This window comes from Arthrobacter sp. MP_M4 (genome assembly GCF_035984855.1).
Taxonomy (GTDB): domain Bacteria; phylum Actinomycetota; class Actinomycetes; order Actinomycetales; family Micrococcaceae; genus Arthrobacter.
The window spans coordinates 1-13,551 of sequence record NZ_JAXCHX010000042.1 but is presented as its reverse complement, the minus strand read 5'-3'; the positions used below and the strand labels follow the sequence as shown (position 1 = coordinate 13,551).

The 13,551-nt window shown below is 64.1% G+C and carries 14 protein-coding genes; 5 read left to right on the top strand and 9 right to left on the bottom strand.

The window, feature by feature from the left end:
* Both RCH15_RS18480 and RCH15_RS18475 read left to right on the top strand, forming a co-directional pair.
* Positions 1–606 (top strand): rhodanese-like domain-containing protein (locus RCH15_RS18480; protein WP_326962114.1); only part of this gene is annotated, 606 nt, incomplete at its 5' end.
* A 207-nt stretch (positions 607–813) separates the two neighbouring features.
* Positions 814–2,004 (top strand): MFS transporter, encoded by a 1,191-nt coding sequence (locus RCH15_RS18475; RefSeq protein ID WP_326962115.1) that lies wholly within the window; start codon positions 814–816, stop codon positions 2,002–2,004.
* A gap of 674 nt (positions 2,005–2,678) precedes the next feature.
* On the opposite strand, the gene RCH15_RS18470 is transcribed toward RCH15_RS18475, so the two are convergent.
* The 4 genes from RCH15_RS18470 to RCH15_RS18455 form a co-directional block, all read right to left on the bottom strand.
* Positions 2,679–3,011, bottom strand: a complete 333-nt coding sequence (locus RCH15_RS18470) for an IS3 family transposase (RefSeq protein ID WP_326962113.1) — start codon at positions 3,009–3,011, stop codon at positions 2,679–2,681.
* Positions 3,012–3,461: 450 nt separating this feature from the next.
* On the bottom strand, positions 3,462–4,226 hold the full coding sequence (locus tag RCH15_RS18465; RefSeq protein WP_326962112.1) for a sulfite exporter TauE/SafE family protein: 765 nt from the start codon (positions 4,224–4,226) through the stop codon (positions 3,462–3,464).
* On the bottom strand, positions 4,223–4,831 hold the full coding sequence (locus RCH15_RS18460) for a rhodanese-like domain-containing protein (protein WP_326962111.1): 609 nt from the start codon (positions 4,829–4,831) through the stop codon (positions 4,223–4,225). Before RCH15_RS18460 ends, RCH15_RS18465 begins: the two co-directional genes overlap by 4 nt.
* 151 nt (positions 4,832–4,982) lie before the next feature.
* Positions 4,983–5,285: a rhodanese-like domain-containing protein gene (locus RCH15_RS18455; RefSeq protein WP_326962110.1), complete on the bottom strand. Its 303-nt coding sequence runs from the start codon at positions 5,283–5,285 to the stop codon at positions 4,983–4,985.
* Positions 5,286–5,594: 309 nt separating this feature from the next.
* Here RCH15_RS18455 and trxA point away from each other — a divergent pair, with 309 nt between their 5' ends.
* Together trxA and RCH15_RS18445 are read left to right on the top strand one after the other, a co-directional pair.
* Positions 5,595–5,960 carry a thioredoxin gene (trxA, locus tag RCH15_RS18450; protein WP_326962109.1) on the top strand — a complete coding sequence of 122 codons (366 nt, stop codon included), beginning with the start codon at positions 5,595–5,597 and terminating at the stop codon, positions 5,958–5,960.
* Positions 5,961–6,021: 61 nt separating this feature from the next.
* Entirely contained in the window at positions 6,022–6,495 is a 474-nt protein-coding gene (locus RCH15_RS18445) for an OsmC family protein (RefSeq protein WP_326962108.1), read from the top strand.
* 67 nt (positions 6,496–6,562) lie between these two features.
* On the opposite strand, the gene RCH15_RS18440 is transcribed toward RCH15_RS18445, so the two are convergent.
* Entirely contained in the window at positions 6,563–7,438 is an 876-nt protein-coding gene (locus tag RCH15_RS18440; RefSeq protein ID WP_326962107.1) for an NAD(P)-dependent oxidoreductase, read from the bottom strand.
* 347 nt (positions 7,439–7,785) lie between these two features.
* Here RCH15_RS18440 and RCH15_RS18435 point away from each other — a divergent pair, with 347 nt between their 5' ends.
* Positions 7,786–8,313 (top strand): DUF427 domain-containing protein, encoded by a 528-nt coding sequence (locus RCH15_RS18435; RefSeq protein ID WP_326962106.1) that lies wholly within the window; start codon positions 7,786–7,788, stop codon positions 8,311–8,313.
* A 215-nt stretch (positions 8,314–8,528) separates the two neighbouring features.
* On the opposite strand, the gene RCH15_RS18430 is transcribed toward RCH15_RS18435, so the two are convergent.
* The 4 genes from RCH15_RS18430 to RCH15_RS18415 form a co-directional block, all read right to left on the bottom strand.
* Positions 8,529–9,929: a hypothetical protein gene (locus tag RCH15_RS18430; RefSeq protein ID WP_326962105.1), complete on the bottom strand. Its 1,401-nt coding sequence runs from the start codon at positions 9,927–9,929 to the stop codon at positions 8,529–8,531.
* Positions 9,930–10,328: 399 nt separating this feature from the next.
* Positions 10,329–10,973: an SRPBCC family protein gene (locus RCH15_RS18425; RefSeq protein WP_326962104.1), complete on the bottom strand. Its 645-nt coding sequence runs from the start codon at positions 10,971–10,973 to the stop codon at positions 10,329–10,331.
* A 752-nt stretch (positions 10,974–11,725) separates the two neighbouring features.
* Complete coding sequence (locus RCH15_RS18420; protein ID WP_326962103.1) at positions 11,726–12,484, bottom strand: SDR family NAD(P)-dependent oxidoreductase; 759 nt, start codon at positions 12,482–12,484, stop codon at positions 11,726–11,728.
* A 598-nt stretch (positions 12,485–13,082) separates the two neighbouring features.
* Positions 13,083–13,551 (bottom strand): hypothetical protein (locus RCH15_RS18415; RefSeq protein WP_326962102.1); only part of this gene is annotated, 469 nt, incomplete at its 5' end.

Genomic DNA, 13,551 nt, shown 5'->3' with positions numbered 1-13,551 from the left:
GAACTCGACCCCGCCACCGTCGCAGAAGAACTCGGTGCGGACAAGGTGACGTTCATCGACACCCGCCCCAACGACCAGGTCCACCAGGGCACCGTGACCGGATCGCTGAACGTTCCCGCCGGCAAATCCGTTGCCAGTTTCGGCGCCTGGGTGATCAACCCCGAAACCGACACGAACCCCCTCGTACTCCTCGCCCCGGACCAGGCAGCCGCGCAGGACATGTGGGACCACCTGGTCCGCGTCGGCATCGACAACGTCGCCGGCTACCTCACCGGCCTTCAGGGCCTGCCCGTCAGCACCCCGAAGCTCATCGCCCCCGAGGACCTCGCCGGCTTCGACGCCGCCATGGTCCTGGACGTCCGCAACCGCACCGAACACGCCGCCGGACACATCCCCGGCTCCCACCAGCTCAGCGGCGGCCGGGTCATGTGGAACCTCGACGAACTCCCCACCGGAGGCACCATCGTGTCCTACTGCCAGAGCGGTGTCCGGAACTCCGTCGCAGCCAGCGCGCTGCGCCGCGCCGGCTACGACGTCGTCGAACTCGAAGGCAGCTACGCCGCCTGGGAAGACCGGCAGCCGCTGGGGTCCCTCGCCAGCAACTGATCCAGGCACCATCTGAAGTGATTGATTGACATGCGTTGGCGGCGGTCCGGGACACCGGGCCGCCGCCAACGTCTGCCCCAAAATAAGTGGAGTACACAGATGACGCCCGGTAACGCCCGTTCACCGCAGGACCTCGGAGCCCGCGGGGGAACCCGACGCACGCGGAAGGCCATCTCGCTGGGCCTGCGGCAGAACCTGGCCCAGTTCATGCTCCTCGTCGCCGTCAACGCCCTCGTCGGCGGCACCCTCGGCCAGGAACGCACAGTCCTGCCCCTGCTGGCCGGGCAGGTCTTCCACCTGGATCTCTACACCTCCGCCCTGACGTACATTCTGGCGTTCGGGCTGGCCAAGGCGGCCACCAACTATTTCGCCGGAACGCTCTCGGACCGCTACGGCCGCAAGCCCGTCCTCGTGGCCGGCTGGCTCACCGCACTTCCAGTTCCACTACTGCTGATTTTCGGACCGTCCTGGGGCTGGATCGTCGCGGCCAACATCGTCCTTGGCATCAGCCAGGGCCTCACCTGGTCCACCACCGTGATGATGAAGATGGACCTCGTCGGCCCCTCCCGCCGCGGCCTGGCCATGGGCCTGAACGAGGCCGCCGGCTACCTCGGCGTCGCCGCCACCGCCCTCGCCACCGGCTACATCGCCGCCAACTACGGGCTCCGGCCCGGACCGTTCCTGCTCGGCGCCGCCTACATCGCCCTGGGCCTTGGTCTCTCGGTCTTCGCCGTCAAGGAAACCCATAACCATGCCAAGCTCGAGGCCGCCAACCACACCTCTGCCCACGCCGGAACCCATGCCGAGCTGAGCAACCGGCAAATTTTCACGTTGACCAGTTTCCGGGACAAGTCCCTGTCCTCGGTCAGCCAGGCAGGCATGGTGAACAACCTCAACGACGGCCTCGCCTGGGGCCTTTTCCCCGTGCTCTTCGCCGCCGCCGGACTGAGCATCGAAAAGATCGGCATCCTCGCCGCCGTCTACCCCGCCGTCTGGGGCGCAGGCCAGCTCGTCACCGGGGCCCTGTCGGACAAGTACGGCCGCAAGCCCCTGATCGTCGGCGGCATGCTCGTCCAGGCAGTGGCACTGGGGATGGTCGCCCTCGGGACAGGTTTCGGGATCTGGCTGACCGCAGCGGTCCTGCTCGGTGCCGGAACCGCCATGGTCTACCCCACCCTGCTGGCCGCCATCGGCGACGTCGCGCACCCGGCCTGGCGGGCACGCTCAGTCGGGATCTACCGGCTCTGGCGCGACGGCGGATTCGCCGTCGGTGCCCTCCTCGCCGGAATCCTCGCTGATGCCTACGGGATCCCCGCTGCGGTCGCCGTCGTGGGTGTCCTCACCGCAGTATCGGGACTCATCGTGGCTGTCCGGATGCGCAACACCGACCATCATTGATGACCGGGGACCGGCGTTCTGGCCCGGTAGGCCCGCCGGAGCTCCGATCGCTCCAGGTCCTGCTCTTGCCCGGCCTTTGGACTCAGGTTCCGGTACATAAACGGCGACCCACAGCGTGTGGGCGCCCGCATACCGGGCCGCCGGGACCGCTTGATGGCCGGCCATTCCGGGGACCTAGCCCAGGTGATGCCCGGGTACAGTCCGTTTATGGAACTGGGAAGCGCCGGAGGGGTTTGAACTGGTCCCCGAAAGTTGGACTTGCGAATTTGTGAGGCTTTAGCCGACAGTGATCGGTTCTTTCTCAGTGTGAGAAATGAGCCACCGTCAAGGGACGCTTTCGAAGAGCATGATGACGGACACTGTTGTGTCGTATTCCTACTGACGGACTGATGAGAAAATGGCGGCTCCGACAAGGAGGCAGCCTAATCCAAGGGCACTGAGGCCAAGAAACGCTGTCCGCTGGGCGCCCAGCGGTTCGCCTTTCCGCCGCGGATTGTTGTAGGCGTATATGGCCGTCGGCATCCCAAGCAAGACACCAGTAATTACGAGTATCAAAGCCGTCTGCATGGGGCTCATGGTACTGGCCATGGGGTGGAGAAAGCCTTCGGAAAGCCAAACCCCGAGACCTCAGGGAGACCAAAGCAATTATTCGGGGGGTAGTTTCGCTTCGGGGCCTAAGCCACCAGGGCCATTGCCCGGTATTGAACAGGGCTTAGACTCTTGAGCTTTGTGGAGATTCTTTCGGTGTTGTACCAGTGGATGTACTCGTGCAGCGCTGATGCGAGTGCGTCGCTGTTGAGGCCCCGGACGCGGTGGAAGAGCTCTTCCTTGAAATGTCCGAAGAAGTTCTCCATGACGGCATCGTCGTAGCAGTTGGCTTCGCGGGACATCGATTGGACCGCGCCGGCGTCCTCCAGGAGTGTGCGCCAGACGTTGTACTGATACGGGAAATCTTTGATCGGAGTGCACGAGTGGTTTCCGCCCGTTTTCCAGCGTGGCCAGGGCACAGCGCAGCCCGGCGTTGGCCAGCTCCCGATTGGCCGACATGCCAAGGGCATAGGAGATGATCTGCCGGTCAGAGAATTTCATGACCGGTGAGAGGTAGAGCTTCCGGTCACCCCCGCTGAACTCGGTCACATCGGTCACCCACTTCAGATTCGGGGCATCGACTTCGCACTGGCGCTTCAGCAGGTTCGGCGCCACGATGCCCTGCTCACCCTGGTAGGAGTTGTACCGCTTCCTGCTTCGGACCTCTACCTACTCCGAGTCGGGTCGCTACGGCCAAAGCACCCCAACCCGCTTCAAACAACGCTACCGCGGCGTCGCGCTGGTCCTCGGACAACGAACTTCTTCCATGCATAAAACTGCTCCCCAAGAGCAGAACTGATTTCTCAGTCCAACTTTCGGGGAGCAGTTCAGTTTGATCTTCCGGAGCTTCCCTGTTCTTGCCGTTGCCTTTAGGTGAGGAGTGCCTGTACGGCGACGTAGGCGGCGATGACGAGGACGAGGATGCCGAAGCCGCGTTTGAGGGCCTTGTCGGGGATGTTGGTGCCGATGCGCCCGGCTGCGAGGGAGGCGATCATCGCGGTCCCGGCGAAGGCTGCGGTGACGGCCCAGTCGATTTGGAGGTCGCCGAGGTGGGCGGCGAAGCCGGCGGCGGAGTTGATGACGATGATCACCAGGGAGGTTCCGACGGTCAGGGCCATTGGGAGCCCGAGGATCAGGGTGAGGGCGGGGACGATCAGGAAGCCGCCGCCGACGCCGAGCAGGCCGGTGAGGAACCCGACGACGGCGCCGGTGGCGATGGCTTTGGGCAGGCAGCTGCGCCAGTTGATCCCGCCGCCGGGCAGGGCGCAGGCGCCGCCGGCGGTTGTGGAGGGCATCAGCATGCGGATGCCGGCGAAGACCATGATCGCGGCGAAGGCTAGGAGCAGGATCTTCGGGTCCAGGAGGCGGTTGACCATGGCGCCGAGGTAGGCGGTGGCGGTGCCCGCGGCGCCGATGATCAGCGCGAGCCGCCAGTTCACCCCGTTCTTCAGCCGGGGTAATACCGCGACGGCGGAGGACGCGCCGACGACGACCAGTGAGGTCGGGATTGCCGCGGCGAGCGGCAGTCCGACCCCGTAGACCAGGGCGGGGACGGCGAGGATGGATCCGCCGCCTCCGACCAGGCCCAGCAGGGCCCCGACGATCAGCCCGAACGCCGCCGCGGTGAGGATCATGCCTTGGCGTCCAGGTTCTGCAGGGCCTGGTGTGCGGTGGGCTCGTTGACGGAGCGGTTCCACGGCATCTTTGAGAGCGCCTGGCCCATGGCGCAGCTGTTGGTCGCGGCGGAGAACGTCAGCCCTGCGCCGATGCCCCCGGCGACCAGGCCGAGCTTCGGGGAGAGGAGTTTCGACGCGACGATGCTGGCGAGCACGAGGGAGCCCGCGGTCATCCGGACCTGGCGTTCCATGGCCCAGGGTCCGCGTCCGCGGACCACGGTGCCGCCGGCGGCGGCGTAGGCGGGGACTCCCCCGGTCAGGACGCTGGCACTGGCCAGGCCGACGGAGTCCAGGTGTTTGCGGGCCTGCTCGGCCCGGTTCCCTGACTGGCAGACCAGGACCACGCGGGTGCCCATTTTTGCCGCGAATTCTTCGGTGTGCTCGCTGAGCATGGGAAGCGGCACATGGTAGGAACCCTTGATATGCAGGGAATCGAACTCCGCGCCACTGCGCACGTCGATGACCATCAAATCATCATGATTCTCTTCCCACGCCTTCAGCGTCGTGGCGTCAATGGACTGCGGGGCGGAGGCAACGGAGGTGGTCGTATTCAAGGAAGTCATCATCACTTTCGATATATCGTGGAACATGTCTTGGCGGCACCGCGTGAGCGCGAGGCTGCCATCCACCGCCCGTAAGCCGCAGAGAAATTACGGACCGGGCACGTGGAAGCCCGGGCAGCACATGAAAGACATGCCGCCCGGACCCAGGGGGTCAAACGGTGGGAAAGCCTGCGGCCGTCCAATCGAGCATTCCGCCAGGCACGGTGTAGGCGGTGAAGCCCGCGGCCGTGAGCTGGTCCGCGGCCGCTGCGCTGCGGCGTCCGCTGCGGCAGATGGCGATGACGGTGCGGGACTTGTCGAGCTCGTTGAGGCGGCTGCCCAGTTCACCGAGAGCTATATGCGCGGCGCCGGGGATCATCCCCTCGGCAACTTCAGCTGATTCTCGGACATCAATAAGCTGGACTCCACCGCCGCTCTTGAGCTGTTCGGCAAGGTGCTGCGGGGTGATTTCCATGGGCTGGACCTTTCGCTGGACGGGGCGCTAACACTGCTGGATCGAGAATTACGGGGATTTCGGACGGGGGCAGGACCGGCAAGATGAGTTCGAGTCCTGCCCCTCCATGGCACCCTTCCCCATCCACCGCATCACAGGGGCCAAGGTTCGTCCAAGGAGTACCCCGTCGTGCTGGTTGCCTTTCACATTCAAACGGCAAGCCGGGTGGGTGATTACTCCTCCATCTTGGTACCCCCGGGGGTATAAATGCAAACTGAGGACCTGCCTATGTCCGTTGACCTGATACCCCAGGGGGTATACGATTTAGCCATGGCAACCATTGATGTTTCAGACAAGACCTTTAACGACACCATTACCGGCAACAGCATCGTGCTGGTGGACTTCTGGGCTGCCTGGTGCGGCCCCTGCCGGATGTTTGCCCCCACGTTCACTAAGGCTTCCGAGACCCACACCGATATCGTGTTCGCGAAAGTGGACACTGAGGCGGAGGCCGGACTCTCCGCCGCCGCCCGCATCACCTCCATCCCCACCCTTATGGCCTTCCGCGACGGCATCCTCGTCTTGTCCCAGCCGGGAGCGATGAACGCGACCGCGTTGGAGCAGCTGATCACAGGCATCAAGGAGCTGGACATGGAAGAGGTCCGGGCGAAAATGGCCACCGCCCCCGCATCGTAAGTACTCAGTGGACCCGTCCCGGGGCCACAGCTATGCCGAACCGACAGATCCAGAAGGACACATGCGCAGCGACCCAGTCACCACCTCAGGCAGTGCCTCGCCGCCCCTCAGTGCCGCCGTCGGAGCAGTCCAGCCGGTACGCGCCGTGCACCTGGGTGGCGACCGCTTTGACATCAATGTCCGCGGTCACGTCATCCGAACAGACCAGCCAGCCAGCGACGGCGGCGAGGACACCGGCCCTACTCCGACAGAACTGTTCGTTGCAAGCCTCACCGGTTGCGTGGCATTCTACGCACGCCGCTATCTGGAACGGCATGGGCTGCCCACCGACGGCTTGGCCGTGGAAGCGGAGTTCGCCATGGGCTCACGCCCTGCACGCGTTGCCCGTATCGAGGTGCGTATCACCGTCCCGGCCGGCGTCCCCGTCGAGCGCCGCGGGCCTCTCCTTGCTGTCGCATCCCACTGCACCGTGCACAATTCCCTGACGTCAGCCCCCGACGTCTCGGTAGCCTTCGCTGGCGGGCTCGGTCACTGAAAATAAACCAACAGGGCAATCCTGACTCATTCCATGCGTCGACGAGGTTTTCCGACCATTCTGGATCTTATGGAGTGCTGGCGTAGTAAGCGGCGGCCATGTCCTGCTTGGAGCGGCCTTGAGAGGCGACCCGTCCGAGACGTGCTGCTGACGCCTCGGCGCCGTCGAGCCGCAGACCGTATTCGCGGGCCGTGTCGAGGATAAGGTGGGCGTCTTTCAGCGAGGTATCGACCGCGAAGGATGCCGGCTCCAACCGGTCCTCAAGGATAAGGGCGGCCTTTGTCCGCAGGAACGGCAGATCGAGACCGCCGCCGTCGATGAGGTTGAAGAACTGCTGGGGATCCACCCCGAGGGCCTCGGCGAGGGCCAGAATCTCGCCCGCGGCATTCGACGCAGCGATGACCCAGCTGTTGACAACAAGTTTGAGCCGGGTTGCCGAGCCCTCAGCGGGATCCTGACCAGTCCAGACCGTGCGTGCGCCGATTGCGTCCAGAACCGGTGCCACACGCTCACGCACTGCCTCGGGTCCGGCGGCGATGACGAGGAGCTGGCCTGCCTCAGCGGGCTCACGGGTGCCGGAAACGGGCGCTTCGACCAGGTCGACGCCGACCTGGTCGGCTAGCTCGGCAAGGGCAGCGGCGTCGTTAACCCCGACGGTCGTTGACTGGACCCACGCAGTGCCCGGCCGGATTCCCGGGGCTGCCTGCCTCATCACTTCGGTCACCGCGGCAGCGTCGTAGAGCATTGTGACCACCACGTCCACGCCGGCGACGGCTTCGGCCGGGGAGGAAGCCACCCGGGCGCCGGCGTCGGCGAGAGGTCCCGTCTTGGCGTGGTCGCGGTTCCACACCTGGACCTCATGTCCGGCCCTCAGCAGGTTCCGGGCCATTGCTGCCCCCATGATGCCTGCGCCCAGCACCGCCACTTTGCATTGCGTGTTCATCGGTCGTCCCCTCGTTCGTGGGTCAGGTTTAGTTGCCCGGGCCCCTTCAAACACGGGCCAACAAGCTGTTGGCCAGCGCTGCTTCCAGGTGTCCGGGAGGACCTCCCGCGGATACCCGGAGCCCCGTTCATTCATACCCTGTGGATTGGACACGGCCAAGAGAGTCACAATAACGTCGATGGCCTGCTGTCGCATGTCCCAGGAGCGGGTGCTCGACGCGGAGGAGCCTTCGGTTTAATCCTGGGCCACAAGGCCCTGCCCTTGAGGTGGGTTTCCGCCATAGCTGCCCTCCGGGCTCCCCACGGCGTTCATGCTGGCATCCCAGCAGAAGGTGGCACCATGGAAGCATGACTCCTGCCGACGGATTTTCCGGTTTCTTCCGGCGTCCCCAGCCCATCAAACCCAAGCCCGGTCAGGAATCGGTGTGGGACTACCCGCGCCCACCGAGGGTGGAGCCACGATCTGAACGGGTCATCGTTCGGCTTGGCGGGCAGGTGATCGCCGACACCACTGACGCTGTGCGCGTCCTGGAGACGAGTCATCCGCCCGTCTATTACTTGCCGTTGGACTCATTCCCCGCCGGGGTACTCGTTCCAGTGGAGGGCACCAGCTTCTGCGAGTTTAAGGGCGAAGCGCACTACTTCGACGTCGTCGCCGGCGGAGTGATTGGTTCCCGTGCCGGGTGGACCTACCCGGAACCCGCTCGGGGTTTCGAGGCGCTCAGGACCCGGGTCGCGCTTTACCCCGGTCACATGGACTCCTGCGAGGTCGACGGCGAACAGGTCACCTTCCAAGACGGCGACTTTTACGGCGGTTGGATCACCACACGAATCGTTGGTCCGTTCAAGGGTGGCCCGGGCACGGCCGGGTGGTGAACACTTGGCTCGTGCGCGCCGCTAAGGCAAGTCCTTGGCAACAGAGGCGCGAATTAAAGCTTCAGTTCGGGACGCTTCGCGCGTCTGGGCGGAGTATTTCGTAGGGGCACAAATGTTGAGTGGCGCATACCGTTTGTCCTCGGTCGCATGTGGAGGGTCTACGAGCTAAGCCCGCGGCTGGCCTTAGAAGCGCATGGACCGCCGCTTCCTGTTTCTCATTGGTCCACCCGTACCGCTCGTGCCAGCCCTCGGCCCAGCGCCCCGCCGAAGAGCAAAAAAACAGTTAGAGCGACATACATAGCTGTCCATAGAGTGATGAGGGTACCTTGGCGCAACTGGACCACGGGGGTGGCGCTGTTGGTCTCATCTGCAAACGCCAGCGCCCCAGCCGCTATGATCGGCTGCGCGACCGCCACGGCTGCGAGGCCGCGAAGACGGGCCACCATGCGCGCCGCCACTCCCGTAAATGTTGAATGTGCGATCGTAGCGCCCACTGCTGCAACCGTAGTGATGAGCACAGCGATGATGTTTGTAACCTGCGCCGCCGACCGTGTGATGGAATGCCGCGAAGCCAGGATTGAGAGCCATAGCAGACCCGCGGTAACTAGCGCGCACGAAAAAACAGCGTTGGTCAGCCACCCCCGCGAGGTGACTCTGAAGTCGACTTGTGCCAGGCAGAGCGGGCCGTTGGGTATCTCTACTCCGTGGAGGCCGACCGTTGCCGTGTGGCCGACGACGGGGTCGTTCGTGAAGTGGGGGCCGTCCTCGTTGGGCCGGCCGGCGAGCAGGCGGGCCCGAACCACTTCGACCCCTGCGGGGGCAGTGAGCTCGAGATGATCACTCGCGGCGTTTTCGGCCCCAGGTACTTGCAACCGCATGCTCGTTGGCTTCAGCCCCAAGGCGGCAGGAACACTCGTCCGGACTTTCCGCCACACCTGCCGGAGTCTCCACGTATGCCTAGCGAAGAATCCGGTGCCAGCAGCGGCCCGGTGGTCATGCTCGTACTGCAAGGCCCCCTTGATCTGCTGCATGCTCGGGGTCATGCGGTTCCACCCTGTGGGCTCGCTGAACTCAAGGTTGAGGAGCCGATGCCGCCTTTCCGGTTCAGACGGGGTGTCAGCGGGGCGGAATACGTGAAGGGAAAAGTTCCTGCGGAGCAGATAGACGACGGCCCGCACGACGGAACTCTCGGCGAGTGGCACCAAGCCGGAGGATACTTCGCTGTTTGCAGCCTCGAAGCGTGCCAAAGCGTCCTTCAACTCCTTCTTCGACCCCGCGACGAGCTCGCGGATGAAGCCGCGAAGGTCATGGTCTGCCGGATCGGGCACAACAGTGGCTGTGGCGGCAAGCAGAAGGGATTCGTCAAGTTGCTGCGTGAAACGGATCCCCGGTGTCGGCAGGACATGGCGGATCTCGTCAGTAATCCGCATGTTCACTAATGTGCGCCGTCTCATCAGCGCTATCGAGACGATCCAGAACCGGTCGCCCACCTTGTCCGTGACGATGGGCGCGTCGTCGCGAACATTGAAGTCGATTGTAAGGCGGCGCGTCACGTTGCGGTCCTGATCGAAACTCACCTTTTCCACGCGCCTAACCATCCAGCGGCTGAACTGCATCTCAGCCAGAAGCAAGCGCGCAAGCGTTACAGCCACATATACACCTCTGGCCCCAGGGCGGCAACGGACAGCGTCCCCGGGAGTGGGACTTCCTTGGCAGCGACGATCGCTGCTGCCACGCCCCGCCGCGGAGCGCTCGCAGCACGTCCCGGACCATCGGGTGAATTCTCAGGACGCCGACGCGTACGATGAACTCGAGCCTGAGCAACGCCGCGGTCAGTAACACACGGCGCGGGCCATGCACTCATGCATGAGCAGTTTGGGCTTCTCGCTGCACTGCTTGGTGACTGGCTTGAGCGGGCTCGCAGGGGCGCCACATGACGCCTCTCACCCAGCGCCCGGGCGGATCGGTGCACCTAATCGGAGTGTCCAGGTGCGCCGCGGCAGGCATGGGCAGGGCTACTGAAACTTGCCTTCCGCGCGGGTCCTGATCCCATGGAGCATTCGCCGGGACATGATGAAACTGGCAACCTCCACCGCCTCCACCAAGCACCCGGCCCACCACTGCCGGTATGCATACCGCTCGCGCACCACGAGCCGGGTTGCGCCGTCGGGTTGTGGCCGCAAGACAAAGGCCCAGGAGAAATCGAACGGCCCGGGCGGGGAACCCGGAGGAACGCGCAGCACGAGAGCATGGCCTTCCTCCACCAACCCCACCTCCAGGTCAGCGTACGCAGCCGGGGCCAAGTGGAAGTGATCCCCTACCTTGATGTCTTGCCACTCCGGGTGGACACGATCAGCGCTGTGGATGTCCAGGCCCGCGAGGTTTTCAAGGACGTCGTAGCTGTAGAGTCCGCCGCGCCCTTGCCCCAGCTGCGCCAACCAGGGCCACACGCTATCCATCGGAGCCGCGATGGTGATCGCGCGCGTTGACTGCAGATCGGCAACTGGTAGGAAGTGGTCGCCCGGGAGCCCGCCGTCGGCTTCGGCGGCGGTGGCACCCCAGCGCAGTTGGAAGCGCCGGAACAGAAAGCCCGAAGTGACCAGCCCGGCGGACACGGCCGCAAGCATAAAAGCCTGACTCAAGTTTCGCGTCTTTGTCATCGGGCAATTCTCCTGGCCGGAGATTCCACTGTCACGGGCCATAAGCCCCCGGACACCGGGGCGTGAGTGACGCTGCGGCCGCCCCGTTTAGATCGTGGCCTAGGCTGGGCGCACGGAAAACACAAAGAGGGCAACGCTCACTCGCTCGCTGGCGGCGATGATGTTCTCTCTCACCGGCGTATACACCGCACTGACGTCGACGGCACGTGGTACCAGGTGGTGACGGCCGTCGTCCTCCTTCTTGCCGGAGTGGTCTTCGCTGCCAAGGTAGTTCTTGCCGCGCGAACTGCCGGAGTTACCGGCCGTCGGTAACGGGCCGGTGCTGCTATGCGCGAGCGTCTCCTCCCCTCCCCGAAGAAGACCTGGACCACCGGTTGGACCTGAACGAGCCACCCGAATGGGTCGAGTATCCGTCCGGTGCCGCGGTTGCTGATCTACTGGGCACCGACGTGGAGGTCTCTACCGCGACGTGAACCAAATAGCTTAAATAGTTTTGTCGGGAGCCTTGATCAGGGAACGTCCAGAAGTCTAGACTCGCCGCAGGCCAAAGCGAGCCGCCTAGCATTTCGGGGACCGGCAGTTCCTGCGCGATTAGCAACTAAAGCGCAGGAAAAGGTCGGAGTCCTCCGGCAGTGACCGAGGATGGGGAAGGCCGTTGCGCCCACCGATGCGGGTGACGGTCTTCCCTCTCTTCAACCTCAGCTTCGGCGGAACATGCTGCCCGCCGGGACCACGCCCATGGCCTCGGCGGTCTACCGGCCGCGTGCAGCGAGCTTCATAGCCAGAGCGTCGGGGATCGCCGCAGTGAGTCTGGTCAGCACTTTGTAGCGTTTGCTCGGAACGGAGACAGCCTTTCCGGCGAACGCGTCCCGAAGGCCTTCGGCCACGACCCGTTGCGGCTCCAGCCACATCCAGTCCTTGATGCTGGTTGTGTCGGCCCCCATCCGACCGTGAAATTCGGTGCGGACAAACCCGGGGCAGATTGCCGTCACGCTCACGCCTTTGGCTGAGTAGAACGCGTTGGCCCAGCGGCTGAAGTTGATGACCCAGGCCTTGGCTGCCGAGTACGTCCCGCGTGGGGTAAAGCCGGCGACGGAGGAGACGTTGATTACACGGCCGCCGCCGCGTCGGACCATGGCGGTCAGTGCGGCATGGGACAGATCCATAGGGGTCTGCACGAGGATCCGCAGGTGGTTCCGCTCCTGGCCGAGCGTGTTGTCGGTGAACCAGCCGGCCAGCCCGAAGCCGGCGTTGTTGACCAGCACGTCCACCGGCCGGTCATCGGTTTCAAGCCGTGCCGCGACCAGGGACACCCCGCCGTCGGTCAACAGGTCAGCTGTCAGGATCTCCACGCCGATTCCATATCCGGCAGTGAGCTCAATGGCCCGCTCCTGCAACCTGGCCGTGTCTCGGGCGACCAGGACGAGGTGATGGCCGCGGGCGGCGAGTTGGCGGGCGAACTCGGCGCCGAGGCCCGAGGAGGCGCCGGTAATCAGAGCGGTGGAAGTCATCGGCCCATCCTTGCCGTGAACGGTGGCGGACGCAAAACCGCCCCGTCACCGTAGTCGGCGGCGACGGACGCGGGTACGAGCCAGTGGCGCCTATCTCCAGGCTCCGTGCCGAACATCGCGGACATCGCGGACATCCTCAGCGAGCTCAGAAGGAATTTCAATGATGTTGTCAATGGACTCCTACGGGTCAGTTGGGGGCGGCCCCCGCCCGCTCGGTGTTCCCGGGTAGGGCTTGCAGGACTTCTTGTCGGTCATGGTTGTGTTACTTCCAGGTGGGTGGGGCGGCTTAGGTGACCGGCCAGCTTCCCTCTCCCCCGACGCTTCTATGTCTGTCAAGCCGTTGGAAACGGGTGCGGGCGGTAACCAAGTTATTGCCGGTGGGTGGGGCGGTTTAGGTGACCGGCCAGCTTCCCCTTCTCCCCCGATGTTTTGGCTGCTGGCGAAGCTCGCGGGGCTGTGGCCGACGGAGGCGCATGATGAAAGTGGTTGTGTAGGTGGTTCCCAAAAGGATCCTTCACCGGACGCCTCGGACCTGACAGCTCTCGGGGGCGTTCTCAATCCGAGTGCGCCCTTCGGAAGTAATTCCGATTCCTACCAATTAGACGCCGACAACGACGTATTCGCCGTTTAGTTCATTCGCCAGGCGTTCGATGTTCCGCGTCGAGGGTTGGCCCGTTGCCATTTGACTGAAGTCCACGACCATCCAATTCACGCCCTGTACGAGATGGATTTTGCCCTGCTGCGAGTCAGACAAGAGTTGGTAGCTTTCCTGAAGGGCATCCTGGTTCGGGTAGAAGTCCAACTGAACATTTTCGAAGCACAGTTTCTGTGCCGACGTCAGCGGGACGCCATCACCCATAGGAACAACTGGCTCACCAGCAGGATCAGCTTCACAATCCAGGATTCTATCGACAGCAGTGTAGCCCTCATCGATAGATCTGAACGTATGTAAATTCTCACGCGGCGGCTGGTTGTTAACGCCAACCCAAAACAGGGCCATTAGTGCCATTTGAAAACAGGGCCACTTGTTGTTCGTTCTATTGTGCCGTACCGGCGGCGGGTTGGTG